The organism is Blastococcus sp. CT_GayMR20 (assembly GCF_004570345.1).
This window is the reverse complement of sequence record NZ_SPQM01000031.1, coordinates 1-26,042: the sequence shown is the minus strand read 5'-3', so window position 1 is coordinate 26,042 and position 26,042 is coordinate 1. Positions and strand designations below refer to the sequence as shown.

The window sequence follows — 26,042 nt, the reverse complement described above, 5'->3', positions numbered from 1 at the left end:
CCGCTTGACCCGAAACACCCGGCAATCGCAACCACGGTAGGAGCACGGTGCGGCTGGGTCATGCCAGGTGCCGGCCCGGACGGGCCCGCGAACGTCAGCACGAAGACCATCGTGTCCACCCCCGTCTGATCGTCGCTGGCCGCCCAAACCGCTGGTCGCTGAAGAGAGACCTTCGGCCGGTAACGGTCGACAGCCCTGGGTAGCGATGATCAAGAGACGGTCAACTCAACGGGCGCGTATCGGGGAGGTGCGATGGGCCGGGACGTTGGACCCCTGCTGGTGGCGGTCGGTGTCGTCGTGATGCTGGTGGGCTTTCTGACATGGAGTGGCGGACTTTCTTGGTTCGGTCGACTGCCTGGGGACATCCGGATCGACCGCGATAACGTGCGGGTGCACATCCCACTGGTGTCCATGCTCATCGTTTCGCTTCTCGTGAGCATTCTGCTATCCCTCTTCCGGCGGTGAGGGCTCGGCGGTCATGGGTGGCCCGATACGAAGCTGGAGCGGTGGCTGACGCTCGCACGGTCGCGTCACGGCGACGAAGACCCCCCTCCGCAACGGGGGGAGCTCCGACCGCCGACCTCGACGGGCACCAGGCGCGGCGGTGGTCGCCGAGTTCCACCGGTGGTCACCCGGTCGGCTCCGGAAGGCGCTCCAGCGGTCTCTTCCACGACGTCAGTGGGCATCGAGGTCGAGGCCGTCACGAGGGTCGTCGCCGTCTGCATGGGAGATCGCCGAGTGCAGGGCGCGGCCACTGCGGAGCGAAACGCGCTCCGCGGCCCACGGCCTTCACCCCGACGCATGGCCGGCTGTGGCGGGAACGCCCATCGACGGCGTAGCTAGGCGCCTCTTCCCGGCGTTCGGCCTCCTGGCGTGGTCCCGCCCGCAAGCCCGCCTGGAAAGGTCCGGCGTGACGCAGGCCCGAGGGGCTGATCATCCCTGGCTCCGGAGCGCGACCCCGGCTGGCGGGTATAGGTGCGCGAACGACGGGCCGGCGTCCTGCCTGCCGAACGCCGGCCCGGAGCGTCACCGGAGATCGATCAGCCGGGCGATCCGCTTCTCGACCGGAGGGTGCGTCATGAAGAGGGTCGTCCACGCCCCCCGACCGGTCAGCGGGTGCACCAGGTACTTGGACGCCTGGGTCGGTTCCACGCGCATGGGGACCTGCCGTGCGACCCGGTCGATCTTCGCCAGGGCGCTGGCCAGAGCGGAGCCGTCGCCGATCAACTGCGCGCCGGTGCGGTCGGCCTCGAACTCACGGCTGCGGGAGAGAGCCAGCTGCAGCAGCGCGGCGGCGATCGGCGCGATCAAGACGGCGACCAGCGTCGCGAGCAGGCCCGGATCCTCGTCGTCCTCGGACGAGCCGAAGAAGGGCAGCATGCCAACCAGGTTGGCCAGGAAGCTGATGCCGGTGGCCAGGGCCGCGGCGACCGACGTGATCAGGATGTCCCGGTTGCCGACGTGCGCCAGTTCGTGCGCCAGGACGGCGCGGAGCTCCCGGGCGTCGAGCAGGTCGAGCAGGCCTCGGGTCACCGCGACCGCGGCGTGCCGGGGGTTACGCCCCGTCGCGAACGCGTTCGGCTGGGCGTCCGGCGTCACGTACAGCCGTGGCATCGGCAGCCCCGCCTCGGCGGTCAGCTCCCGCACGATGCGGTGGTAGATGGGGAAGTCATCCGGCCCCACCGGGACGGCGCGGGCGGCCATCAGCGCCAACCGGTCGGAATACCAGTACGAGCCGCCTACGACCGCCAGGCCGAGGAGCAGCCCGACGGCGGCGCCGACCTGGCCGAACTGTGCACCCAGCAGCACCAGCAGGCCGCCCAGGCCGGCCAACAGCACCGCCGTCTTCATGCCGTTTCCGGCCCGGCGGAGCGCCGAGAAGGGACGCCGCGCCGACCTCAAGCCCTGTCCGGACAGCGGGCCACCGTCGAGGTGACGAGGCCGAGTTCGCACAGGCAGTGTCATTGTGCATCACTCCTACCCGAACCAGTTCTGAGTCTGACCACTAGAGGAAACCTCTAGTGGGCACTAGATTTTCCCGCTCGGTGCCGCGATAAACCTCAGGACTCGACATCTGCCCGGCGGTCGCCGCTTGTCGTGCACGCCACGCGATCGGAGCGTTCGAGCGCCGGTCCTGGGCGCGTGCCGGCCGCCAGCCGCACGACGCCGTCAAAGCCGAGTGCCGGCCCCTAGCCGGCTCCGACGGGTTCCGGGGACAGCGACGATAGCGACACGCGGCCGCCGTCCTCCGTAGCGAACTCGAGCTAGCTCGATGGCCGAGTGGCAAGAGCGACCGACGAGCGGTGGGCGGTCTGCCGGCAACGGCTCGCCCGGCGGAGCGCTGCACGCACCCCCGCCCCGGACCCGCCGGCCGACGCAGATGAGCAGGCCGCCAACCAGTTCGAGCACGCGCGCAGGTCCTCCGCCGGGCGCTCCCGATCCGGTCAGGAGAGATTCTTCGCGCGTCGGACGACGACGGCGCGGCAGCGTTGTTGATCGCGGTACGCACGAAGCAGGAGCCAGGAGGCCCGACTCCGTTCGGTGAGCGCGAGCGCAAACCGCAGCCCAGAGGTCCGGCAGGCCCCTCCACGGGAGTGACGCCTCCGAATCGGCGCGGGCCGGCACTGCGAGCCGCCCCGGTCATCGGCGGCGAACACGGTTGGGGGAGTGCCAGTCAGATGCGAGTTCGCCCACCGCAGGGAACCCCCTACGGGCAGCATCGTGAGGTCCGTCGACATGGCGCCTTGGGTCATGGACGTGTACGCCTCACGGGCCGAGAAGGCCGGCGATCTCGCGACCGAGACCCTGACTATGGGAGCGCGCGACGTGACGAAGACCCGATCCGGCCATCCCGGCATGTTCGATCTGCAGATCGACTGGCCGTAGCTGGAGCAGGGGAAGGTGGCCTCGAGCGGTCGGCTGTTGCCCGCCTGACCGCGTTCACCACGATCTTTACCGTCGGCAGAACCGCGTAGACACGCGCATCAGCGTTGGCTGCTCTACCAAACTCGACGACCCTGCGTCGATCAACCACCTCCGGAAGGAACCGCAGCGGCAACGCCCTCGCGGCAACGACAGGAGTACTCCGACGAGGGGGCACCCACCCCGGGGCGCGGCGACGTCTGGCCACAGACGTGATAAACCGGACGAGCGACTCCGGCGGGGCGCACACCGTCGCTCGGCCCTCCCTACTGGGCGCGGTCCACGTCCTGTTGGGTCGACGTCCGCTCGTGCTGACGCAGCGATCCGGCGTGGGCTCGGGCAGTGGGATCACGACGGACCTTGATCAGGCTGGCCACCGTGGTAACGGTCAGGATGACGACGATGACGGCCAGAGAGAGCCCGATGGGGATCTCCGGCACGTCCTCGTTCAGGGTGTGGCCCCAGTGCAGCACCAGCTTCGCCCCGATGAAGGCGAGGATCAGCGACAGACCGGTGGACAGGTAGACGAGGCGGTCCAGCAGTCCTTTGACCAGGAAGTACAGCGCGCGCAGCCCCAGCAGGGCGAAGGCGTTGGCGGCGAACACCAGATAGGGCTCCTGGGTCACGCCGAAGACGGCGGGAATTGAATCAAGCGCAAACAGCAGGTCGGTTCCGCCGATGGCGACGAGAACCAAGAACAGGGGGGTGAACGCGAGGCGGCCCTCTGCGCGAGTCACGAGTTGCCCGTCCACGTAGCGGTCGGTGAAGGGCAGCGCGCGCCGGGCGATCCGGACGACGCCGTTGTTCTCGACGTCGGGGTCTTGATCACGGTGGCGGAACAGCTGAACCGCCGTCCAGATCAGGAGAACTCCGAACACGAGGAACATGAACGAGAACAGCTTGAGCAGGGCGGCGCCGAGCGCGATGAAGACGGCGCGCATGACCAGTGCGGCGATGATGCCGAAGGTGAGCACTTTGTGCTGGTAGGCGACGGGCACCGCGAACGTGTTCATGATGACGACGAAGACGAACAGGTTGTCGACCGACAGGCTCTTCTCGACGACATAGCCCGCGAAGTACTGCGCCCCGTATTCGCCGCCTGCCCATACGGCGAAGACGACGCCGAAGACGATGGCCGCGAGGATGTAAAAGATCGACCACGCCACCGCCTCCCGAAAACCCACCGCGTGCGGCCGCGCGGCCGCCACCGCCAGGTCGAGGGCAAGCAGCGACACGACAAGCCCGATCGTCACGACCCAGACAGTCGTGCTGATTTCCAGCACCCGGACCTCCCGAGAGACGGCATCCGACAGTCAAGTTAACGAGGCATCGGGCTCCCTAAACGTGCCTGCCAGCAGGTCCGACCAGGCGTGGCCGGGAGCCGCGGCCTACCGACGCGACCAACACGACACCACGAACCTGACTTCGAGCGAAGGGGGTCACGGGCACCGCAGCGGACGCCCACCGCCGCGCTGCCCCGGCGGCGGGCGGCGGGCGGCTCGCATCGCCGCTACCGGCTGACCGGCGGACGCTCGGTCAGCGTGACCTCGACGTCGCGCTCGCGGCCATCTACCCCGCGAACGCTGAGGATGACCGTCTCTCCGGGATCCCGGTTCCGCAGCGCAGCCAGCAAGTCCTCAGGGCCTGTGGTCGCTTCCTCATCGACGGCTGTGATCACATCTCCCGGCGCGATGCCAGCTTCATCCGCCGGACCCCCCGGGATGACCGACCTCACGATCACCCCCTCGGTGTCGGGTAGGCCCAGTTGATCGGCGATCTCGGGAGTTACTCGCGCCGGCTCTACGCCGACGAAGGCGTGTTCGGCGCGGCCGTCCTCCCTCAGTTGCTCGACGACGTCGATCACCGTGGCGGACGGAATGGCGAACCCCAGGGAGACCGCTCCCGCCTGCGGCGGGATGTACGCCTCGCTGATCCCCACCACGTCGCCATCAGCGTCGACGACCGCGCCACCGCTGTTGCCGGGGCTGATGGCGGCATCGGTTTGAATGAGGTCCACCAGAGCTTGGCTCTGGTTGGCGCTTCCGGGGATCTCGCGATGCAACCCGGAGATGATCCCTGCCGTGACGGTGTTCTGAAAGCCCAGTGGGCTGCCGATGACGATCGCCAGCTCGCCAATCTGTGGCAGCTCGCGCTGAAACTCAGCCGCCGGCAGCCCGGTGCGGTCGGCCTCGACGAGGGCCAGGTCCGTCACCACATCGGTCGCGAGGACGGTTCCAGGGACCCGCTGGCCATCGGCGAACGCGACTTCCACGGTGGTGGCATTCCGGACCACGTGCTCGTTGGTGACGATCAGCCCGTCCTCGTCGTACACGACGCCACTGCCGTTGCCTGTGGCGGTCAGGATGGTGACCACGCTTGGCTGCAACCGTGTCGCGATGACGGTTACGGACGACGGTTCCCCAGACTCCGGCGCACTGCCTGAGGTCACCTCGTCTGGCGCCGAACCGGTGCTCGTGCAGGCAGCGGCTAAGACCGCCACGGTCAGCAGAAACCAGCAGAGACGACGACTCCCCGTTGACCACGCCATGCGACTCTTTCCTCCCACCGCGACAGGCCCCCAGTCCCCGGCTGCGCCGGCAGACGGCAGCTGGACACCGAAGGCTCACCGTAAGCGCTTTCCTTCCGACTACCCGCGGCCCCGGCGGCCAATCGGGCCCGACGGACTCGCAGGTGCTTCCGGTCGTTGCACGCTGGACGCATACCCTGGCTTCCGGCCCGCGGCGTCGCGCGGGCTGGCCTCCCGGTCTCCCGTGGACTCCAGCGCCTGTGCGCGGACGGTGCAGTTCCTCGGCGACGTCGCGCCGGGCAGCCGACGCTCGAAGGGATCGGCACCGCGGGGCAGGCGCAGTCTCCACGTGGCCGCATACGCCCCCGTTTCCTCCCCGTGCCTCCCTTCGGAGCGCCCGACGACCGTCGCAGTTTTCCCGGCCGGCCGAGGTACTCCGCGTCCGGAACGCCTGGGCCCGGCAGCCCGCTGGCCGATCGAGCAGCACCACACCCGTGGGCAATGCGCGCCGCCGCCGCTCGTGAACCAGCGACGAGCACCACGGCGTTCAGCCGTCCGACCGCGCGAAGGACTGCCGACAGCGCCGGCGTACAGCCACTGCATGGTCGGTGGGCCACCAGGTGAGCAGTCATCGAACCCTCTTCTGGACCAGAGCGGGCGCCACCAGCCGTTCCGACGCTTCGGCTCAGCACACCACGAGGTCGACGAACGGCTCGCCACCGTCAGCGACCACTGACAGGGGCGAGTAGCCCTGTCGACGGCGAAGCCGTCTCCGGGTCGTACCGCGTCGACGACTTCCAGCGTCCATCCATGCAGCCGGGGGGTCCGTTCAGGGCACCAACTCGCCGCCAAACCGCCATGGGGCACCTTCGGCCATGGCCGCTCCGCGGGGCTGCTGCCCGGCTTGCCGGACGACGGCCGGTCACGCTGGAATTGGCCGGCCCGCGCTGCCCGACCCGGACGACTAGCACAAGGAAGCGAGAACCTATGGACGTCGTCACCAACCGGACCGCCGCACCCAAGGCAACTCTCTCCGGCCCGCTGAGCGACGTGGAACTGTGGGCCATGCACGCGTGGTGGCGGGCCGCGAACTACCTCTCGGTCGGTCAGATCTACCTGATGGACAACCCGCTGCTGCGGGAGCCGCTGGAGCCCGGGCACGTCAAGCCGAGGCTGTTGGGGCACTGGGGGACCACGCCCGGCCTGAACTTCGTCTACGCGCACCTGAACCGGGCGATCAGCGCACGCGACCTGAACATGATCTACGTGATGGGGCCCGGACACGGCGGGCCGGGACCCGTGGCCGCGGCGTGGCTCGAGGGCACCTACAGCGAGGTCTACCAGGAGGTCTCACAGGACGCCGCGGGCATGCGCCGGCTGTTCACCCAGTTCTCTTTCCCCGGCGGCATCCCCAGCCACGTCGCGCCGGAGACGCCCGGGTCCATCCACGAGGGGGGCGAGCTCGGCTACGCGCTGTCGCACGCCTACGGGGCCGCCTTCGACAACCCCGACCTGGTGGTCGCCGCGGTGATCGGGGACGGCGAGGCCGAGACCGGTCCGCTGGCCACCAGCTGGCACTCCAACAAGTTCGTCGATCCGCGGCGCGACGGCGCCGTCCTGCCGATCCTGCACCTCAACGGATACAAGATCGCGAACCCGACCGTGCTGGCCCGCATCGGGGACGACGAGCTGCTCGAGCTGCTGCGCGGATACGGCCACACCCCGTACCTGGTCGCCGGGGACGATCCCGAGCGGATGCACCAGGAGTTCGCGGGGGTGCTGGACCGCTGTCTCGACGAGATCGCCGCCATCCAGCGGCACGCCCGCGAGGACGGCGCCGACCTCAGCGGCCCGAATCGGCCGCGCTGGCCGATGATCGTGCTGCGGTCACCCAAGGGCTGGACCGGGCCCGATGAGGTCGACGGCCTGCGGGTCGAGGGCTCGTGGCGCTCACACCAGGTGCCGTTTGCCAACGCCCGCGACGACGACGGCCACCGGAAGATCCTGCAGGAGTGGCTGCGCAGCTACAGGCCCGAGGAGCTGTTCGACGAGACAGGCGCGCCCGTGCCCGCCGTCCGGGAGCTACACCCGGCCGGCGCCCGGCGGATGAGCGCCAACCCTCACGCCAACGGCGGCCTGCTGCTGCGACCGCTGCGGATGCCGGACTTCCGCGACTACGCCGTCGACGTGCCCGCCCCCGGCACCGGCGCGGTGGAGCCCACCCGGGTGCTCGGGAGCTTCCTGCGCGACGTCATGGGCCGGAACATGACCAACTTCCGCGTGTTCGCGCCCGACGAGAACAACTCCAACCGGCTCGGGGCCGTCCTGGAGGCGACCGACCGCACCTGGGCGGCCGATCGGCTGCCCACCGACGACCACCTGGCCCCGGACGGCCGCGTGATGGAGATCCTCTCCGAGCACACCTGCCAGGGCTGGCTGGAGGGGTACCTGCTCACCGGCCGGCACGGGTTCTTCTCCTGCTACGAGGCGTTCATCCACATCGTCGACTCGATGGTCAACCAGCACGCCAAGTGGCTGAAGACGACCAACGGCATCCCGTGGCGGCAGCCGATCGCCTCGCTAAACTACCTGCTCACCTCGCACGTCTGGCGGCAGGACCACAACGGCTTCTCCCACCAAGACCCCGGGTTCATCGACCACGTGGTCAACAAGAAGGCCGACGTCATCCGGGTCTACCTGCCGCCGGACGCCAACACCCTGCTGTCGGTCGCCGACCACTGCCTGCGCACCCGGCAGTACGTCAACGTCATCGTGGCCGGCAAGCAACCGTCGCTGCAGTACCTCGACATGGACGCCGCGGTCGTGCACTGCACCAAGGGCATCGGCATCTGGAACTGGGCCAGCTCCGACGCCGGGGTCGAGCCCGACGTCGTCATGGCCTGCGCCGGCGACGTCCCGACGATGGAGACCCTCGCCGCGGTCGAGATCCTCCGCGGCTGGTTCCCCGACCTGCGGATCCGGGTGGTCAACGTCGTCGACCTGATGCGCCTGCAGGACGAGCGCGAGCACCCGCACGGACTCTCCGACCCCGCGTTCGACGCGCTGTTCACCACCGACAAGCCGGTGATCTTCGCTTACCACGGCTATCCGTGGCTCATCCACCGGCTCACCTACCGGCGCACCAACCACGAGAACTTCCACGTGCGCGGCTACGTCGAGGAAGGAACGACGACGACCCCCTTCGACATGTGCGTGATGAACGGCATCGACCGCTTCGATCTGGCCATCAGCGCGATCGACCGCATCGGCCGGCTGAACGGACGCGCCGCCCACGCCCGCGAGGCGCTCACCAACAAGCTCATCGAACACCGCCTGTACGTGCGCACCCACGGCATCGATCTGCCGGAGATCCGCGACTGGGCCTGGTCGGGCACGGCCGGCCCGCGCAGTACCGGCGGCTCGCCGCTGCGGGAGCCAGAGGCGTGAGGGTCCTGGTCGTCAACGCGGGCTCGACCAGCCTCAAGCTCACCCGCCTCGACGAGCGGTGCACGGTCGCCGCGGCGACCACTGTCGAGTCCTGGCGGGGGGAGGGGCAACTGGAGCCGCTGGTCGAGTTCCTCGCCGGGTGTGACCCCGTCGACGCGGTCGGCCACCGGGTGGTGCACGGCGGTTCGCGGCACACCGGTCCGGCGCTCGTGGACCCAGTGCTGGTCAGCTATCTATGGTCCATCTGTCACCTGGCGCCGCTGCACAACCCGCGGGCGCTGGCCGGCATCGCCGCCGTTGAGAAGCTGCTGCCGAACGTGCCAGCAGTGGCCTGTTTCGACACCACCTTCCACGCCACGCTTCCTCCTGCGGCCCGCACCTACGCACTGCCGCGGGAGTGGAACGAACGCTGGCAGCTGCGCCGCTACGGCTTCCACGGGCTTTCCCACGCCTATGCCGTCCGGCGGGCCGCTGAGCTCGTCGGGCGCCCGGTCGATGAGCTGCGGATCGTGTCGGCGCACCTGGGAGCCGGTGCGTCGCTGACGGCCGTCCGCGGCGGGGCCTCGGTCGACACCACCATGGGGTTCACCCCGCTGGCCGGTCTGGTGATGAACACCCGGCCGGGCACGGTCGACCCGGGGCTGGTGCTATGGCTGCTCGAGCACGGCGGTGTGCCGGAGCCGGAGCTCGCCGACGTGTTCGAGCACCACGCCGGCCTCAAGGGCCTCTCGGGCACGTCGGGTGACCTGCGCGAGGTGCTCGCTGGGCGTGCCGCCGGCGATCCGCGGTGCACCGTTGCCTTCGACGTCTACATGCACCGACTGTGCCGGGAGATTGCCGCGATGACTGCAGCCACCGGGGGAGTGGACCTGCTGACCTTCACCGGCGGTGTGGGCGAGCAGGCCATCGAGGTGCGGCAGGCCGTCGCGGACAGGCTGGCTCATCTCGGCATTGACGTCGACCACGAAATAAACCGTGTAACCGCGGGGGACGGGGATATCAGCTCCCGCCATTCCGCTGCTCGCACCGTGGTCGTCACTGCGCGCGAGGACCTGGAGATTCGGCGGCAGGTGATGGGTGTCCTGGCCCGTGAGTGACGACGCTTGCCCCTGACCGCCTAGCGACCCTTGGCGCTGAACGTCTTGCACTTGGTCCGGCAGCTTGTGCAGTGGGAGGTGCTGCGAGCCGGGGACGCCACCGGAGCGGCGTTCGTCGTGCCGTCGCACGCCGACGACGTGGACGCATCGGTCGGCTCTGGCTGCGGCCAGCCTGGCGAAGTCGGTAACCGGATAGGGGCCCCAGGAGGCCACCGCCAATCGGTGCCCGCAATTGGCCGACCGCGGCGCCGGCGACTCGGTCGATGCCAATGCGCGCGAGCTCTCGGCACGCGCCAGCGATCGGTTCCTCGCTTCCGGCAACCAGGGTGAGCGGGGCTTGCCGTGGTTTAGCCAACCCAGGTTGGCCGGGAGGTCGGTGGACAGTTCGACATTCAGTGTGCCCGGCAGGTGGGGCTGGGGCGAAGGATGGGACTGCCCCCGGTTCGGTTGACTCCTTGGTCCGCCCCTACGCACCAGTTGTCCTGGTTGGGGGATCACCGACATCCTCGATCGGCACCGGCACGATGTACGCGCCGCGTGGGCCGGTTGCTGTGGACAACTGGTCCGGATTGTCCTCAACGGTTACCCGGTAGTCGTCGGTGAGCCAGTCCACGATGGCAGCACCGACGACCGCACCGATCGCCCCGACGACAGCAAGGACGAACGCCGTCACCAGCGATGCCGCGGCCTTCCGCCGCCGCCACCAGTTCCGGTAACGCCGCGCCAGCGTCCTGAGCCGGCGATTTCGAGTGGTGCTGCTGCGGCGAGACATGAGCGTGCTCCGGTCGGGTGGCCGGGATGCTACGGCCCCGACCGACATCAAGATCAGCGGACGGCGGTGCTGCCGACGGCCCTGCCGCCGGCTGAGAGATGCCCGCCGCTGGTACCTGCGCAATCGGAGTCCAGCCGGCCATTGGCGGCGATCAGCGATACGGCCAACGACGAGGCGCGGACAGCTGTGGCACGCCCACTTCCTCGCCTGCTGGACGACGCCGAGGCCGCACGCGCCAGCAAAGCGGTCGTGGTTTCTCCGGGAAAGCGGGGGAGAGGGTGCGCCGGCACGAGGGAAGGCTGGGGACGCCTCGCGCCGCGGGCGCTCGGCCCGGCCGCCGAGCGCGGCCTGCGCTGCCGCCCCAGCCGGTCGCGACACTGGCGTCGAGCACGACTCCTAAGCTCACGTCCCCCACCCGCCACTAGGCAATGCGAAGGGATGCAGACATGCTGCGGGTCGTGTTGTTCGGGCCGCCCGGGGCCGGCAAGGGCACCCAGGCGCGGCGGATCGCCGAGCGATTGGGTGTCCCAGCGATCTCGATTGGGGAGATCTTCCGCTCCCACGTCGCCGAGCGAACCGACCTCGGCCGCCGGGCCCAGCCCTACCTCGATGCCGGCAATCTCGTGCCCGACGAGATCACCGTCGCCGTCGTCCGCGATCGGCTCGCTCAACCGGACGCCAAGGCCGGCTTCCTGCTCGACGGGTTCCCGCGAACCGTCCACCAGGCCGAGGGGTTGCGCTGGCTACTAGCCGAGACGTCCGGCCGCTTGGACTGCGCGCTGGAGCTCATCGTTGACGAGGAGGAACTCGTCCGACGGCTGTCCAGCCGCCGACTGTCGGGCGACATCGCCGGGGTTCGGCGCAAGGACGACCATCCCAACACAATTCCTCATCGGCTGGCCGTCTATCGCGAGCAGACAGCTCCGCTCTCCCAGTACTACGAAGCACAGGGCCTCTTGGTGCGCATCGACGCAACCGGCGGGGTGGAGGAGGTCACCGAAAGGGCCATGGCCGCACTGCAAGCCGTCGTGTCCCGCCGCTCATCCTGACCACCCGGCCACAGCAAGGCCGCCGAGTTGAGAACTTGCACCGGGTGGGCACGCGCGAACTTGCGCCGGTCGCCAGCCGTTGCGCAGTGCCCAATCTCGAACTTGCACGGCGCCAATCGCTCGACAGTGGCACAGAGGCAGGATTGGCATGAGCAACAGTTGGCAGATGCAAGCCGGCCGCCGCGGTGGACCGAGATGTGTCGGTATCCGTCCGTAGGGTCGTTCTCGTGAGCGAACCGGACGAGGACCAGGCCGTCAGCACGTCCAACTGCGCCTCGAGGACTTCCCCGTGGCGACCCTGGAGTGGCTGGCGTTAGGGGAAGCCGAGCACGCCCGAGGCGTAATAGCTGAGCTGGTGCGCATCCTGCAGGCCCAGGCGGTCGACCCCTCAGCCGTGACACTGGTCCTCGCGGGGAACTTCGCCGAGGCAGTCAAGCGGCGCCTGGGCGACGGAGCCCCCGCGTACAACACCGAGCGCCTGGGCGGCATGGCCGCGGCGAAGACGATGCCGCGCGTGGACGGTGGCATCGACGTCGTGGTGCCGGCCCCGTTGGTGCTTGGCCAGGACGACGAGGACGAGGCCCGAGAGGGCCGGGCCGAACGCCTGCTGCGCTCGCCAAGCACGAGGCACAGCATGTCGGCATGCGGCAGCGGGGTGAGGCACTGCACGACGCCGGGCGGGAGCTCGCTCGCGGACAGGCGCACGCGTACTTCTGCGCCAGCGCGGGCGTCGTTCTCGGGGAGCACCGAGCCGAACTCGTCGCCGCCACCGCGAGGCCGTTAGACCTTGCCTCGTAGCGTGGACGCGACTCGGCCCCCGGGCGGACATGGTCACGACCAGCGCCTCACGGTGGCGGGCCCACTTGCATCTGGCCAATCAAGAGCCGCTGTCTCTCGCCCCACGCGCAGAGACTCCGGCCGGCCGCTTGGCGCCGCTTCAATGGCGCCATGGAGACGCCGCCGCCCCGCTGCATCCGCGTTTCTGTCGGCGGGGCGACGTACCGTCCTCGTGATGGCCAAGAGGATCGATGTCAGCACCCACCGCGGGGACGCCGGGGTTGCACTCATCCACCTACGCACGAGCCAGATCGGGTTTGTGTGGCATGACCGCGCGGTCGACGCGGGCATCGACGGGACCATCGAGATCCGAGACCCCAGCACCGGGGCCATGAGCAACCGCCATCTGCTGGTGCAGAGCAAGGCCAGCGCTCGACCGTTCCCCGGGGAGAACGACCGGTCGTTCCACTACACCTGCGAACAGCGCGACATCGACTACTGGATGCGGGCCGAGGCGCCCGTGCTCCTGATCTGCTCACATCCGGAGCGAGAAGAGGCGTGGTGGGCCCACGTCCAGGCCTGGTTCTCCGACCCGGTACGCCGCGCGTCCGGCCGGATCGACTTCGACAAGGCCACGCAACGGTTCGATGCGACGGCCGCACCCCGGCTGCTGTCCCTCGCCGACCCGCACGCCGACGCGCGCCTCGTGACGGCCGAACAACGCCCCGAGGTGCTGCTCGCCAACCTGCTCCCCGTGACGATCCCGCAGACGATCTACGTCTCGCCGACCGGTGCGTCCACCCCTGGCGAGGTCTACCAAGCCATGCGCGCCGAGCCCGCAGCGGCGACGCGGCTGGACTGGACACTGCATGACGGAAGGCTGTTCACCTTCATCGACCCCACCGACACCGCCCTCTCGCGGGCGGTCACCCGGACGCCGGAGCCCATCGGGATGGGGGAATGGGGGACCGACCCGGTCAGCGAACGCAATCTGGTTCGGCTGCTGAACCGCACGCTCATCCACGACGTCGCCGGTGACTGCGCCTACCACGCGGGCCGGGACCTCATCTATTTCTCGGCGACCCCAGATCTAGCCAGTCGCAAGATCGTGGGAGGAACTGGGCAGCCCCGGCTGGTTTTCCACGCCAAGCACAGCAAGCGCACCGGCAAGGTCTCCTACTACAAGCACGCCGCTCTGCGCTGGCAGTTCCTGCACATCGACGAGGAGTGGCTGTGCGCCCTCACCCCCGAGGCCCACTACACCCGTGACGGCCACGCGGACTCCCGGTTCATAGCCGACCTCCTGGCCGGCTTGAAACGGCTGGACCGCAACCTTGCAGTGCTCGGTCACGTCCGCATGTGGGCCGCCTACCTCCGCGATGAACGCACCCTCCTCGACCAGGACACCACCCGACTGCTCGACTTTGGCCCGCTGCTGTCGTTTCACTCGGAGGTCGGCATCGACGACGCCGACTGGCTCACGGACCACCGCACCCCTCCCTCCCCGCCCCCAGCCGCCGCCATCGCAGACGGTGCACCGGCGACCGAGGACGCGCTGTCGTTGTTTGACGAGGTCTGATGCGCCTGACCTACCTGCCCGAACCGGACCTGGAGTTCTTCGGAGGCGCCCGCCACCTAGATCCGCGGCACGGCATCACCGACTACGGCCCCGCAGACGCCCACCAGCAACACGTCCGAACCATCCGGGTCGGCGTCGTCGGCAGCGAAGCCAACATCGACGGACTGCGCCGGTGGCTCGACCGCTGCCGTCAACCCCTCGCCGCCAAAGACAGCCGCCTCACCCGCTTCTACCTGCCATTCCCTGGCTTCGACACCACCACCGGATTCCGCTCCACTCTCGTATTCGACAGCCGCCTGGAACGCCCGATCCGGGAACGGTCACTACGCCGCCTCACCGAGCAACCCCCCGATGTGGCCACCCGCGACGCGGTCGACCTCTACCTGGAAGAACTCACCACCCTCGACGAAGAACCCGGCTGCGACGTCGTCCTCATCGCCCGACCCGACCACCTGCCCGAACGAACCAACGCCCAAGTCGACGAACGCCGACCGTGGCGCAAGGCAAAGTCCGCGAGCCCCGAGAACTTCCGAGCGCTGCTGAAGGCCGAAGCCATGCGATTCAGCCGACCGCTGCAGATCATCCGGCGCAGCACCTGGGATCCGACGTTCAAAGACCCCGACGCTGACGGCGAACGCCGGCAGCAGGACGAAGCCACCCGCGCCTGGAACCTGCACACCGCCCTCTACTACAAGGCCGGCGGCGTGCCCTGGCGGCTACCCCGCGACCCGAGCGCTTTGACCAGTTGCTACGTCGGTGTCTCCTTCTACAAGACCAACGACGGCGCCACCCTGCACACCAGCGTCGCCCAGGTCTTCAACCAGCGCGGCGACGGCGTCATCATCCGAGGCGGCCCTGTCCGAGTCAGCAAGGACGACCGACAGCCCCACCTGACCGGGGACGACGCCCAGCGGCTGCTCAGCAACTCGCTCAAGCGCTATAAGGCCGAACACCACACCCAGCCGGCCCGCGTCGTTCTACACAAGACCTCCTCCTACACGTGGGCCGAGATTGACGGGTTCAGCGACGCCGCCGACGCCGCCGACCTCTCCGTGCTGGAACTGTTGTGGCTGCCCTCAAGCGAACCGGTCCGACTGTTCCGGTTCGGGGAACACCCCCCGCTGCGCGGCACCATGCTCAGCCTCTCGGCGACCAGGCACCTGCTGTACACGCGCGGCAGCGTGCCCTCCTACGGCACCTATCCCGGGATGTACATCCCGGCTCCGCTGCCCTTCCGCACGATCGAGAGCGAATCCAGCCCGGAGACTCTCGCCAGCGAACTGCTGGCACTGACCAAGATGAACTGGAACCAGACCCAACTCGACGGCAAGCGACCGATCACGCTGCGGACCGCCGAGCAGGTCGGCGAGATCCTCCGCCACACTCCCGACGACATCCGGCCACAACCCCGCTACGCCTACTACATGTAGCCCCGGCCGGCTGACGGTCTTCTCCCCGCTGGGCATGAGACGGTGCGCCCACAGCCGACACTGACACGAGGCCTACCGCCCTCAACGAGGACTCACCGCCGAACCACTCCGCAGCGCCTGGGTGCGAACTCCACACCGGGTGGCTGACGAACACCCCCGAAGGCGCACTGCAGGCTCGCTGAGCAGGGACGACTGTCCCGCGAGTGCTTCGCGGTCGCCAACGCGCTGCACTGGATGGACGCCGCTGCGATGTTCGCTGCGGCCAGGCGCCTGCTACGCCCCGGCGGAGGCGTCGCGTCCATCACCCACGGCCGCCCGATTTGGCTAGGGGAGCGGGACTGGGCCCGAGCACAGCGTGCCTACCTTGAGCAATGGTTCGGCCCGATCACCGCAACCTGCCGTACCGACGACCGGACGCTGCGCGAGCCGCCATGGGCTCGAACGGGGGGATTCATGGCACGTCGAGGTGCACAGACGCCGGTTCGCCGAGCGCGTGGACGAGGGCTACGTGGTCGGTCACCTGTACTCCGCCTTCCCCCCGGTCGGATCGCCGCCGACGCCCGCGACGACTTCGAGGCCGGGCTGGGCGCTGCCTTGCAGCCTCATACCAACGCCGCATCCGATGGGTCATTGATCAAGGATGGGACGGTGGACGTCCTCCGTGGTCGGCGCTGAGCGACTGCCTCGTCGAGGCTCACGTTCCTGCGACGCCAGAGCCCGGCGATACTGCGAAACTAGCGGTAGATACTGCAAAAGTAACCTCTAAGTGCTACTTTCGCAGTATGACGGCGCTGAACGAGCTGAACCTGCTGAGCGATCTCGCAAGCGCCCAGTGGGGTCTGGTCACGGCAACACAAGCCCGTCAAGCTGGCGTCACGGTCCAGCAGCTGGCCCGACTGACAAGCCAAGGAGCCCTAGAACGACTGCGTCATGGCGTCTACCGCCTGGCTGGCGCGCCCATCGATTCCCGGACCGAGCTCAAGGCCGCCTGGCTCAGTCTGGCACCCCACCTCTCCATCGATCAGCGACTCGGCGACTCTGCCGTCGCTGTGGTGTCTCATCGTTCGGCCGCCGACCTCCACCAGCTCGGCGACCTTGAAGCCGACGCCTTCGAGTTCAGTCTGCCCAGCCGCAAGCAGACCCGGGATCCGCAAATCACGCTGCATCGTCGCCACCTCACCCCGGATCAGTGGACCGTCGTAGACGGCCTGCCGGTGACCACCGTGCCGATCACCATCGGCGACCTCGCGCGCAGCGGCGTCGATGGCGGCCACCTCGCCGGAGTCGTTCGAGACGCCGTCACGACCAAGCACACCGACGTCGACCAAGTTGCCACTGTTCTCGCGCCGTTCGCGCGCCGCTATGGCGCGGGGCCCGGACAAGGCGACCAGCTCCTTCGACAGCTGCTGCACCAGGCCGGCGTGCCGGCGAATACCCGCAGAGTGGGGGAGCTGCTCGACCCTCCACGGCCGAACCTCACGGCGGTACAGCAAGCACTGGCGGACGCCCTTCGCCCCTCGACGACGGCCGCCCTCCAAGACGCTCTCGCCGCGCTGGACACCACGTCGCTGAGTCAGGCAGCCGCCGAAGCGCTCGCTCCCGTCGCAGCCAACCTTCAGCAGGTCGCGGCGGCCGCCCTCGCGCCCGTCGCTGAGAACCTGCAACGCACCCTCGCCCAGCAACTCACATCCAGCCTCACACCCCAGCGGCCGACCCGACCGAAACCCCGGCCGGCAGATCCAAAAGCCGCGGCCCCTACCGACGCGAACCACGCGACACAGCACCCCGACAACGCCGCTACCGGCAGCGACAACGGAGAACCCGAAAACGCGTGACCAACCCACCCGAAACCCCCACCGCCTTCAAGACGTCCCTCCGCGACCGGCTGAAGGCCCGCGCCAAGTCATCGGGACGGCCGTTCAACGAGCTCGAACGCGAGTATCTCCTGCAACGGTTCCTCGCTCGGGTCTTCGCCGATCCGGACAGCCCCTGGATCCTCAAAGGCGGCACGGGTCTGCTCGCCCGGCTGCCAGGAGCCCGCCACAGTCAGGACATCGACCTGCTCCACCGAACCCAGACACTCGAAGCGGCCGCCGATGACCTCCGTCGACTGGCCGCGATCGACGCCGGCGATCCATTCCGCTTCGTGCTCAGTGACCCCGTCGCCATGACCGGCACCGTCAACGGCGCGCAGATTCGAGTGACCGCCTACCTCGGAGCTACCCAGTTCGGCCGTTTTCCCATCGACCTGTCCACCGAACTGGCATTCGTGGCCGAGGTCGAACGTCATCGACCCACCCCGGTCATCGAGGTTCCCGACGTCGCGCCGCTGCCCGAGTTCACCCTCTATCCGCTCGTCGACCAGGTCGCCGACAAAGTCTGCGCCATGTACGAGCGGCACGGCCCCCAACAGATCGCATCTACGCGGTTCCGCGATCTCGTCGACCTGGTCCTGATCACGCGGGAGTTCGCCTTGGACGGCGATCAACTGTCCGAGGCGCTTGCTCAGGAAGCTCGGCGCCGGGGCCTCACGCTGCCGATCGCCCTCGTCTCACCAGACAGCACGTGGACTGCCGGCTATCCCAAGGTGGCCCGGCCCACCATGGTCCCGAAGGATCTACAATCGCTCGCCAACGCGCTCGAAACGGTGGCCCGATGCATCGACCCGGCGCTTGCCGGACAGGTGGCCGGCCACTATTGGGACCCAGACAATCAAGAGTGGACCACCGGCGCAGCTGACCACAGCCGGTCCCACCGCACGTCGGCGTCGAGCCCACCGGAAACCGCGGTGTGAGGCAGCCTCGGAGGCAAGAACGTCGTACGAAGCACCTGGCACCTCCAGTGGGTACGCACAAACACGCTGCACCTCTGTTCGAGCTGTCGACCCATGCACCGTCCAGATCTGGGGTAGCCCTGTCTGCTCAGGCCATGTTGGGGGTGAAGCATGATTTCGCTGGAGGCAGCAAGAAGGGTGCGCGACAAGCTCGTCGCGAGGCTGCAGGGCCGCGAGGACGTCACCGGCGTCGGCATCGTGCGGCATGGTGACGGGTACGGCGTTCAAGTGAACCTGTCGGCGGAAGGCATGCGCCTTCCGCCACAAATCGACGGCGTCCCGATCCGAACCAGAATCATTGGCCCCGTGGTTGCTCAACGCGTCTCGCCCTTGTCGGGCGAGGACCAGCGGACTGGGTGACGAGCCGAACGGTACGACGCCAGGCTTTTCGCGGCGTCGGTCACGGCGCTTGGGCTGGCCTCCGTCCCTCTCGGGCAGTCCACGCCGCGTGCCCTATCTGGGCACTCCCGTCCGTGGGGCTGGCCTCGTCGTCCTCCTGGAGGCCCAGGTCGAGGGCCGTATGATCGCCGCTCCTGGAGCCCACCCCCAGGGGCTCCCGCTGTGGGATCGACGGAGCTCCTGATGCGGTTTGTGTTCCGGCCGCCCGCGACCGATGGTGCAGGCTTGCTCGAACTCCCGTGGCACTTGCCCCTGGCCAGGTGGGATCCGGGCCTCGTGCTTGAGGTGCCACAGCGCGGGCTTTCCCGGCACGTCGTCCGGTTCGTCGCCCAAGAAGGCGGCGTCTTCGCGCTCAAGGAGATCAGCGAGCCACTCGCTCGGCGCGAGTACGCATTGCTGAGCCAGTTTCAGGAGGAAGGACTGCCGGCTGTCCCGGTGCTGGGCATCTGTGTGGACCGCCCCAACGGGCAGGACGCCATCCTGGTCACGAGGTACCTCGAATACTCGATGTCCTACCGGTACCTGTTCTCGCGGCCCGCAGGTCACCACTCCGTCCCGCAGTTGATCGACACCCTCGTCGTCCTGCTCGTCCGGCTGCACCTCGCCGGGGTCTTCTGGGGAGACTGTTCCCTGTCCAACACCCTTTTCCGGCTGGACGCCGGCACGCTGGCCGCCTACCTGGTCGACGCCGAAACAGCCGAACGCCATCCCGAGCTCTCCCACGGGCAGCGCAGCTACGACGTGGACCTAGCCCGAGAACGGGTAGGGGGCGAGCTGCTCGACCTGCAAGCCGGTGAACTCCTCCCTGAGCAGATCGACCCGATCGATGTGGCCGACAGCCTCCCGCCTCGGTACGAGGCGCTGTGGGAGGAAGTGACCCGAGAGGAGGTCTTCTGTCGGGAGGAACAGCGCTTCCGGATAGCCGAGCGGCTGCAACGACTCAACGACCTCGGCTTCGACGTGGGTGAGGTCGAGCTCGTCACCCTGCCCGACGGCAAGGTCAAACTGCGGGTCGGGACCCGCGTCGCCGAACCCGGCCACAACCGCCGGGAACTGTTCCGGCTCACCGGCCTTGAGGTGCAAGAACGACAGGCTCGCCGACTGCTCAACGACCTTCGTGGTTTCCGTGCCTACCTCGAAGAGGCCGACGGGCCGATAACCGACACCGTCGCCGGACATCGCTGGCTGGCCGAGGTGTACCAGCCCGTCATCGACGCAATCCCGCCACAGTTGGTCGGCCGGCTTGAACCGGCCGAGGTGTTCCACGAAGTGCTCGAACACCGCTGGCTGCTCTCCGAACGCGCCGGGCGCGACGTGGGAACCGTGACGGCGGCGCGCTCCTACTTCGACAGTGTCCTGTCCAAGATCCCAGAGGAGGTCACAACGGCCTCAGTCATCGCCAGGCGGCACCAGCCAGGTGCTCGATGAAGTGCCGGCGGGCCCGAGTGCGTGGTGGCCAATGCCGGCACTGCGCCGAGCGCAACTCCGCAGCGCTCTCGTTCGGGAGGTCAATCCCGTAGTCCTGGCCATCCGGTACGAAGCTGCGTCTGACCCTGCGCCTTCGGCAGCTCTCTTGGCGGTCATCGGCCGGGTCAAGAGCGGCATCGGGTCGACCTCGAGCTCGACAGCGTCGGCTTCGTCTCTGCGACGACCCTCTGATCGGTGTGAGGGATCCCTCCGTGCGGCTGCAGTGTCAGCAACCGCGGACGCGCCGAGGAGTTCAGCGGCTCGGTGAGGTCGCCGACCACCGAGCTCTTCCCCACTACGTGCCGAGTCCTTCCAGCACAGCGGCTGCGCCTGTGGCCGCGACTTTCCTGCCGAAGTACACGTCGGTGGTCATGGAGGTGTTCGCATGGCCGAGCTGATCGGCCGCCGCCCGGGAGGAGAGGCCGGCTTGGTCCATGAGCGTGGCCACGGTCTTGCGGAAGACGTGGGACGTCACCCAGTCGAGGCCTGCGGTGGTGAACGCGTCCCGCAGGTCGGCCTGGGTGTTGGAGGGGTCCCGCCAGCCACCTAGGGGCGCGGGAAACACCGGGCGACCCCCGTGGTCACTTTCGGATGAGTTGATGCAGGCGGCGCGGTCACGGAGCATCGCCACGCACCAGCCGGGCAGCACCAGCGTCCGGGCACCGGCGTCGGTCTTGGTCGCCTTGATGACGAGGCCCCGGCCGCGAACCCGGACGGCCGTCGCCCGTACCTCGACGGATCCGGCCTCCAGATCCACAGCGTCCCAGTCGAGGGCGCAAGCCTCTCCGATACGCAGGCCGGTCGCCATCAGGAAACCCACGAGGTCGGGGAGGTCCCGTGCGATAGCCCGGTCGTCGTAAGTGAGGGCCGCCCGGAGGTGGCGCAGCTGCGGCACGGTCAACGCCCGCGGCGCCTTCCTGGTCTTGCTGCTCAGCGGGCCCAGGGCTCGGACGGGGTTGTGCTGCAGGGCGTCGTGGCGGGCGGCCAGCGTGCACATGCCAGAAAGCACCGAGCGGCACATCCGGGCGGTGGCCATCCCGTGCTTCTCGGTGATCAGCCGCAGGTGTCGGTCCAGAACACCGATGCTCAGTTCGCGGATCCGCAGCTGTCCCAGGCCCGGGAGGATCTGCTTGTCGAGCCGATCACGGTATGCCTCCGTGGTGCGCGGTGACAGGTCGGTCAGACCGGCGTACCAGGCGTCGGCCAGCGACGACACCCGGCTGTCGGCGGTGATGTGGCCACTCGCCGAGATCCGGGCGCGGTCCCGCAGGGCCAGCTTCAGAGCTCCCTCGGCGGCTGTCTTGGTCATCCCGCGCCGCTCGACGGCCCGGACTCGGCCGTCGTAGTCCCGGGTCAGCGCGCGGGCCCGGTAACCGGTGTCGGTCCGGTAGCAGCGGATGGCGCCGGAGGTGCCGAGGGCGAGTGGGGGGCGTCCCATGCCGCCACATCTTAGCCCCATTTTACTCACCGGAATCAAGGGTTAGTAAGAGTGTGGACAGTGCTCTAGCGGACAGCACGCAGAGAGAACTGACTGTTCAAAGGTCGGTAGGAGTGTCTGGCGGTTCGCAGGGGTAAGTCGGGACTCCTAATCCGCGGGTTGTGGGTTCGATCCCCACGGGGCCCACCAAACTATGTCTCTGACCTGGGCTTTGCTGGGTAAATGACTCACCAAAGACATTCTGCTGCCGACCGCATCCCCCGCTTATCCCCCGCTCTGAGCTTGCTTGACCGGGCATGGCCGTCGGCGGGCCGCCCTAAGCGACCCACTAAGGGACACCGGTCTACGTCGCCCGCCTAGGTACTTCGATCGGATCAACTTTCGTGGTCTTAGCGGCGCGCCAATTTTCTCCGTCGGCAGGATGAGGACGTGGAGAGCGAACCGGCGAGCCGTCCGAGCGCCAGCCAGAGACTGCTCCGTTGGTACGGATGGGGCTGCGTCGTTATTGCCCCCTTTGGCATCGGGGCTGCCGTCTACTTCTTCGCTGCGGGCGATGCCTTCATCGGTTGGCTGCTTGTCGTCATGACCCTTCTCCTGATCCCCGCGTTCCTCGGCTTCCGGTACGCCCTGCAGCGCCACCCGTTCTGAGGGACTGCCCCCGGTTCGGTTGACTCCTTGCCTGTGAGGCTGCGGCCTCGCTGGAAGGATCAGCATCGTGCCCAAGCCGTTCCCGAAGGAGTTCCGGGCTGACGTGGTCGCGGTGGCCCGCAAGGGTGACCAGTCGATCGCGCAGGTCGCCCGAAGCTTCGGGGTCTCTGAGTCCTGTCTCGCCCGGTGGCTGAAGATCGCCGACCGCGAGGACGGTCTGTCCGGCGCAGCCGCGTCGACCGCTGCCGCCGGCGCGGGCGGTGACCTCGAGGCGGAGAACCGTGAGCTGCGCAAGCGCACCAAGCAGCTGGAGCAGGAGAACGAAATCCTCCGCCGGGCGACGGCCTACTTCGCCCGCGACGTGCTCCCAAAATGATGTACCCGCTGGTCCTCGACCTGGCCGACGACGGCATCCCCGTCACGGTGACCTGCCGGGTGCTGGGCTTCTCCAAGCAGGCCTTCTACAAGTGGAGAGCCGACCCGGTCTGCTGGCGGGACTGGGACGACGCGCACCTGATCAACGCCGCGGTCGACATCCACCACGACGATCCCGAGTTCGGCTACCGGTTCATCACCGACGAGCTCGCGGGCCAGGGCGTGCGGGCCTCGCGCAACCGGGTCAACCGACTCTGCACCTCGCAGCGGCTGTGGTCGGTCCACTCCCGCAAGCGCGGCCTGAACCGCAAGCCCGGACCACCGGTGCACGAGGACCTGGTGCGGCGGGAGTTCACCGCCGAGCAGCCGAACCAGCTGTGGCTGACCGACATCACCGAACACCCCACCGCCGAGGGCAAGCTCTACCTCTGCGCCGTCAAGGACGCCTGCTCCAAGCGGATCGTCGGCTACTCCATCGACGCCCGGATGACCTCGGAGCTGGCCGTCACCGCGCTGCACAACGCCGTCGCACTGCGCGGCCCGGTCGAGGCGATCATGCATTCGGACCGCGGCAGCCAATTCCGCTCCCACGCCTACGTCCGAGCGCTGCGCGACGCGCAACTGCGCGGCTCGATGGGCCGAGTCGGAGCGTGTGCGGACAACGCCGCCATGGAGTCCTTCTTCAGCCTGCTGCAGAAGAACGTCCTCAACCGCCGACGGTGGCAGACCCGAGCCGAACTCCGGCTGGCGATCGTCATCTGGATCGAGAGGACCTATCACCGCCGCCGGCGCCAAGACGCCCTCGGACGCATGACCCCCATCGAGTTCGAGACACTGACCCAGGCCGCTGACGCGGCCTGACTCCACCTACCCGACCGGGTCAACCAGACCCTGGGCAGTCCCGGCTTCGCGTTCCCCAAGGAGGAGCGGGCGGCGCTCGTCGTGAGCGAGCCGCGCACGTTCCAGCTGCCGTCGGAGTCGGACATGCGGTTCAACTGGGTCCACGCAGACCTGGCGGGACTGGACCCGACCAAGGCCCGCGAGCTCGTCGTCGACGCGTGGCGCATGGTCGTCCCCAAGAAGGTCTCCGGCGCCTACGACCGCGTCCATCCCGACGGCCCGGGCTGAGGCCTGCGCCGCGGTCTCGGTGCAAAAGTGACCGGCGCAGTGACTCCGACGGCGGCAGCTGGTAGGACGACGCCGTGCATGCCGGTCGCCGATGGCTGATCGCGGGATCAGGCGGTGTCGTGTGCGTCGTCGGGTTCGTGCTGGCCGCCGCCGGCGTGCCGGCGGGCGTACTCGTCCTCGTGGCCGGTCTGGTGGTGGTCGCCCCCACGCTGAGGCACCACCGGCGGGACGAGCCCATGACGCCGGAGCCCGACACCAGCTGGGTGCCGGACGGCGACGACGACTGACCGCGCTCACCGGTCGACGACGGCACGCCCGCGCACCGGTGTCACCGGCCTCGTCGGAGCCTTCTCACGCCCACGCACGCTCGGTCGTGTCGACAAGTGGGCACGACGAAGAGCAGGTCAGCGTCCCGATCGGGGTCGTTGGCAACGATTCGGGAACGCGGCGTCCCGCGACGCGGCGACACACCGTGTCGGGTGTCGTCACCGCATACCTTTCTGGCAACACCGCGCACACGGATGGGCGCGGTGGCCGGCGCACTTCCCCAGCGCTGGCCGCTTTTCCAAGGAGTGGTTGTACGTGAGTGCTGTGTCGAGTGACGGCGTGGCCCTGGGTGGCGCCGTCGGCCAGGGTTGGTGGTTGGTCGCCGAGGACGACGACGGCTCCGGCCAGATCGTCGCCGGGCCCTATCGGGATCGCGCCGATGCCCGCTGGGCGGCCGCCCGCGAGCACGGCGGGATGCGAGATCTCCGGCCGGTCTTCGGGATCCGCCGAGCGGACGGTGCGCTGGGCCGCCGCCCGTCACCGCAGGACTGGTCATGGCTGGCGCATCTCGGCGACCAGCTCGACCGGCTGCTGGCCGACTGGGACACGTCCATGTCCGACGACGACCCGCTGACCACGCTGGTGGTCGAGGTCGCCGGCGCCCTGACCGAGGCGGGTCTGACGCTGCACGACGCGAACGGCCCGGCCAGCGAGATCGGCGGCGCCTGCCTGACCCCGGAGCCCGGGCTGAACGGCATCGTCGTCACCTGGCGCCAGCACGACCGGATGAGCGTCGACCAGCTGCACGGACCGACGGCCGACGCACTGGTCCAGCAGGTGATGAACCGCGCCCTCGCCGACGTCCTGATGGTGCGCGGCTTCTCCGCCGAGCCCTTCGGCGGCGCCAGCGGGCACGTCGTCCGCCGCGCCGCCTGACACCGCCGGGGCCGAGCCCCGGCCCCGTGCACACGTCGACCCCGCTGCCCCTCGAGGGCGGCGGGGTCATCGTGCTGGTGTCAGCGACCCGGGGCGAGGATCGGCTGCGTGTCCTCCGGCGCGGTCTCCAGCGAGGGGTCGTAGTAGACCGTCGTGCCCCGCCCGTTGCGCTTGGCGGTGTACATCGCCAGGTCGGCCCGGCGGATGAGCGTGTCGATGTCGGTGTCGGGGCCGCCGAAGGAGACGCCGAGGCTGGCGCCGACCTTGGCCGAGCGGCCCGCACCGAGCTCGATCGGCAGGTCCAGCTGCAGGCGGATGCGGGCGAGCACCTGCTCGACGCCCTCGGCGTCGATCGGGCCGTGCAGCAGGACGGCGAACTCGTCACCTCCCAAGCGGGCCGCGGTGTCGGCGGTGCGCACGGCCTCGTGGAGCCGCTGCGCGAACACCTTGAGGAGCAGGTCGCCGGCCTGGTGGCCGTACGTGTCGTTGACCGGCTTGAAGCCGTCGAGGTCGATGTAGAGCACCGCCGGCCACTGACCGTTGCGGCCGGCCAGGTTGAGGCCGTTCTCGGTGCGGTCGAGGAACAGCGTCCGGTTGGGCAGCTCGGTGAGCGGGTCGTGCATCGCCGCGTGCCGCAGCTCCTCCTGGAGCTCGAGGATCCGGCGGAGGTCGGTCTCGAGGCGGCCGCGGTCCAGGGACGTCGCGACGTGCCGCGCGAAGGTCTCCAGCAGCGAGAGGTCGGAGCCGCCGAACGTGCCGACGTCGCCGAGTCGCTCGGACACCAGGAGCAGACCCTGCACCCGGCCTTCGGTGCTCAGCACGGACATCATGGCGTCCTTGAGGCCGTGCCGGGCGGCGTAGCGCTCCAGCTCGGTCCCGCCCGGAGCGCCCGTCCTCGTCGTCGGCACGCCGCTCTCCTCGGCGAACGCGACCAGCCGGTCGGCGTCCGCC

At 69.0% G+C, this 26,042-nt stretch carries 23 protein-coding genes; 17 read left to right on the top strand and 6 right to left on the bottom strand.

Going from position 1 to position 26,042, the window contains the following annotated elements; genetic code table 11:
• Positions 1-252 precede the first annotated feature (252 nt).
• Positions 253-465, top strand: a complete 213-nt coding sequence (locus E4P40_RS09880) for a DUF2905 domain-containing protein (RefSeq protein WP_135158465.1) — start codon at positions 253-255, stop codon at positions 463-465.
• A gap of 561 nt (positions 466-1,026) precedes the next feature.
• Here the strand turns inward: E4P40_RS09880 and E4P40_RS09875 are convergent.
• The gene (locus E4P40_RS09875) at positions 1,027-1,851 is read right to left on the bottom strand and encodes a M48 family metalloprotease (RefSeq protein WP_245160237.1); all 825 of its coding nucleotides are present in this window, start codon (positions 1,849-1,851) and stop codon (positions 1,027-1,029) included.
• Positions 1,852-2,736: 885 nt separating this feature from the next.
• Between E4P40_RS09875 and E4P40_RS28020 the strand changes: the two genes are divergently transcribed.
• Positions 2,737-2,886 carry a hypothetical protein gene (locus E4P40_RS28020; protein WP_167762173.1) on the top strand — a complete coding sequence of 50 codons (150 nt, stop codon included), beginning with the start codon at positions 2,737-2,739 and terminating at the stop codon, positions 2,884-2,886.
• A 302-nt stretch (positions 2,887-3,188) separates the two neighbouring features.
• On the opposite strand, the gene E4P40_RS09870 is transcribed toward E4P40_RS28020, so the two are convergent.
• Positions 3,189-4,205, bottom strand: coding sequence for a TerC family protein (locus E4P40_RS09870; RefSeq protein WP_135158463.1), 1,017 nt, complete (start codon positions 4,203-4,205; stop codon positions 3,189-3,191).
• Between the two features lie 227 nt (positions 4,206-4,432).
• Positions 4,433-5,296, bottom strand: a complete 864-nt coding sequence (locus E4P40_RS09865) for a trypsin-like peptidase domain-containing protein (protein WP_209305246.1) — start codon at positions 5,294-5,296, stop codon at positions 4,433-4,435.
• Between the two features lie 1,140 nt (positions 5,297-6,436).
• On the opposite strand from E4P40_RS09865, the gene E4P40_RS09860 reads away from it, so the two are divergent.
• Together E4P40_RS09860 and E4P40_RS09855 are read left to right on the top strand one after the other, a co-directional pair.
• The gene (locus tag E4P40_RS09860; protein WP_135158461.1) at positions 6,437-8,896 is read left to right on the top strand and encodes a phosphoketolase family protein; all 2,460 of its coding nucleotides are present in this window, start codon (positions 6,437-6,439) and stop codon (positions 8,894-8,896) included.
• Positions 8,893-9,993, top strand: coding sequence for an acetate/propionate family kinase (locus E4P40_RS09855; RefSeq protein WP_135158460.1), 1,101 nt, complete (start codon positions 8,893-8,895; stop codon positions 9,991-9,993). The genes E4P40_RS09860 and E4P40_RS09855 overlap by 4 nt, the downstream gene beginning before the upstream one ends.
• A gap of 466 nt (positions 9,994-10,459) precedes the next feature.
• Here E4P40_RS09855 and E4P40_RS09850 read toward each other — a convergent pair whose 3' ends face one another.
• Entirely contained in the window at positions 10,460-10,765 is a 306-nt protein-coding gene (locus E4P40_RS09850) for a hypothetical protein (protein ID WP_135158459.1), read from the bottom strand.
• Between the two features lie 446 nt (positions 10,766-11,211).
• Here E4P40_RS09850 and E4P40_RS09845 point away from each other — a divergent pair, with 446 nt between their 5' ends.
• The 8 genes from E4P40_RS09845 (at position 11,212) to E4P40_RS09810 (ending at position 20,260) form a co-directional block, all read left to right on the top strand.
• Positions 11,212-11,814, top strand: a complete 603-nt coding sequence (locus tag E4P40_RS09845) for an adenylate kinase (RefSeq protein ID WP_245160236.1) — start codon at positions 11,212-11,214, stop codon at positions 11,812-11,814.
• Between the two features lie 289 nt (positions 11,815-12,103).
• A complete protein-coding gene (locus tag E4P40_RS09840; protein ID WP_135158458.1) occupies positions 12,104-12,598 on the top strand; it encodes a hypothetical protein in 495 nt (164 codons plus the stop codon).
• 228 nt (positions 12,599-12,826) lie between these two features.
• On the top strand, positions 12,827-14,170 hold the full coding sequence (locus E4P40_RS09835; protein WP_167762172.1) for a DUF4365 domain-containing protein: 1,344 nt from the start codon (positions 12,827-12,829) through the stop codon (positions 14,168-14,170).
• Complete coding sequence (locus E4P40_RS09830) at positions 14,170-15,600, top strand: hypothetical protein (protein ID WP_135158456.1); 1,431 nt, start codon at positions 14,170-14,172, stop codon at positions 15,598-15,600. The genes E4P40_RS09835 and E4P40_RS09830 overlap by 1 nt, the downstream gene beginning before the upstream one ends.
• Before the next feature lie 782 nt (positions 15,601-16,382).
• Positions 16,383-17,435 carry a type IV toxin-antitoxin system AbiEi family antitoxin domain-containing protein gene (locus E4P40_RS09825; RefSeq protein WP_135158455.1) on the top strand — a complete coding sequence of 351 codons (1,053 nt, stop codon included), beginning with the start codon at positions 16,383-16,385 and terminating at the stop codon, positions 17,433-17,435.
• Positions 17,432-18,394, top strand: a complete 963-nt coding sequence (locus E4P40_RS09820; RefSeq protein WP_167762171.1) for a nucleotidyl transferase AbiEii/AbiGii toxin family protein — start codon at positions 17,432-17,434, stop codon at positions 18,392-18,394. Before E4P40_RS09825 ends, E4P40_RS09820 begins: the two co-directional genes overlap by 4 nt.
• Positions 18,395-18,544: 150 nt before the next feature.
• Positions 18,545-18,793, top strand: coding sequence for a hypothetical protein (locus tag E4P40_RS09815; RefSeq protein WP_135158453.1), 249 nt, complete (start codon positions 18,545-18,547; stop codon positions 18,791-18,793).
• A 222-nt stretch (positions 18,794-19,015) separates the two neighbouring features.
• Entirely contained in the window at positions 19,016-20,260 is a 1,245-nt protein-coding gene (locus E4P40_RS09810; protein WP_135158452.1) for a DUF4032 domain-containing protein, read from the top strand.
• 334 nt (positions 20,261-20,594) lie between these two features.
• On the opposite strand, the gene E4P40_RS09805 is transcribed toward E4P40_RS09810, so the two are convergent.
• Positions 20,595-21,737 (bottom strand): site-specific integrase, encoded by a 1,143-nt coding sequence (locus tag E4P40_RS09805; protein ID WP_135158451.1) that lies wholly within the window; start codon positions 21,735-21,737, stop codon positions 20,595-20,597.
• Between the two features lie 429 nt (positions 21,738-22,166).
• Here E4P40_RS09805 and E4P40_RS09800 point away from each other — a divergent pair, with 429 nt between their 5' ends.
• From E4P40_RS09800 to E4P40_RS09785, 5 genes are all read left to right on the top strand, one after another.
• A complete protein-coding gene (locus tag E4P40_RS09800) occupies positions 22,167-22,385 on the top strand; it encodes a hypothetical protein (protein ID WP_135158450.1) in 219 nt (72 codons plus the stop codon).
• A 67-nt stretch (positions 22,386-22,452) separates the two neighbouring features.
• Positions 22,453-23,621, top strand: a protein-coding gene (locus E4P40_RS09795) for an IS3 family transposase (RefSeq protein WP_135158449.1) whose coding sequence is annotated in 2 segments (ribosomal slippage) — positions 22,453-22,750 and positions 22,750-23,621 — 1,170 coding nt in all. Because the reading frame shifts where the segments join, the coding sequence is not laid out codon by codon here.
• Positions 23,622-23,702: 81 nt separating this feature from the next.
• The gene (locus E4P40_RS09790) at positions 23,703-23,888 is read left to right on the top strand and encodes a hypothetical protein (RefSeq protein ID WP_209305245.1); all 186 of its coding nucleotides are present in this window, start codon (positions 23,703-23,705) and stop codon (positions 23,886-23,888) included.
• A 74-nt stretch (positions 23,889-23,962) separates the two neighbouring features.
• Complete coding sequence (locus E4P40_RS28015; protein ID WP_167762170.1) at positions 23,963-24,175, top strand: hypothetical protein; 213 nt, start codon at positions 23,963-23,965, stop codon at positions 24,173-24,175.
• Positions 24,176-24,470: 295 nt separating this feature from the next.
• Positions 24,471-25,091: a hypothetical protein gene (locus E4P40_RS09785; protein WP_135158448.1), complete on the top strand. Its 621-nt coding sequence runs from the start codon at positions 24,471-24,473 to the stop codon at positions 25,089-25,091.
• An 80-nt stretch (positions 25,092-25,171) separates the two neighbouring features.
• Here E4P40_RS09785 and E4P40_RS09780 read toward each other — a convergent pair.
• The coding region (locus E4P40_RS09780; RefSeq protein ID WP_135158447.1) for a GGDEF domain-containing protein at positions 25,172-26,042 on the bottom strand (871 nt) is incomplete at its 5' end.

Bases quoted from the DNA above. Each gene is read 5' to 3' on its own strand.
- E4P40_RS09835 (WP_167762172.1), top strand. From the start codon at position 12,827: ATGGCCAAGAGGATCGATGTCAGCACCCACCGCGGGGACGCCGGGGTT.
- E4P40_RS09850 (WP_135158459.1), bottom strand. From the start codon at position 10,765: ATGTCTCGCCGCAGCAGCACCACTCGAAATCGCCGGCTCAGGACGCTG.
- E4P40_RS09805 (WP_135158451.1), bottom strand. From the start codon at position 21,737: ATGGGACGCCCCCCACTCGCCCTCGGCACCTCCGGCGCCATCCGCTGC.
- E4P40_RS09875 (WP_245160237.1), bottom strand. From the start codon at position 1,851: ATGAAGACGGCGGTGCTGTTGGCCGGCCTGGGCGGCCTGCTGGTGCTG.
- E4P40_RS28020 (WP_167762173.1), top strand. From the start codon at position 2,737: ATGGCGCCTTGGGTCATGGACGTGTACGCCTCACGGGCCGAGAAGGCC.
- E4P40_RS09815 (WP_135158453.1), top strand. From the start codon at position 18,545: ATGATTTCGCTGGAGGCAGCAAGAAGGGTGCGCGACAAGCTCGTCGCG.
- E4P40_RS09860 (WP_135158461.1), top strand. From the start codon at position 6,437: ATGGACGTCGTCACCAACCGGACCGCCGCACCCAAGGCAACTCTCTCC.
- E4P40_RS09825 (WP_135158455.1), top strand. From the start codon at position 16,383: ATGACGGCGCTGAACGAGCTGAACCTGCTGAGCGATCTCGCAAGCGCC.
- E4P40_RS09810 (WP_135158452.1), top strand. From the start codon at position 19,016: ATGCGGTTTGTGTTCCGGCCGCCCGCGACCGATGGTGCAGGCTTGCTC.
- E4P40_RS09845 (WP_245160236.1), top strand. From the start codon at position 11,212: ATGCTGCGGGTCGTGTTGTTCGGGCCGCCCGGGGCCGGCAAGGGCACC.
- E4P40_RS09830 (WP_135158456.1), top strand. From the start codon at position 14,170: ATGCGCCTGACCTACCTGCCCGAACCGGACCTGGAGTTCTTCGGAGGC.
- E4P40_RS09880 (WP_135158465.1), top strand. From the start codon at position 253: ATGGGCCGGGACGTTGGACCCCTGCTGGTGGCGGTCGGTGTCGTCGTG.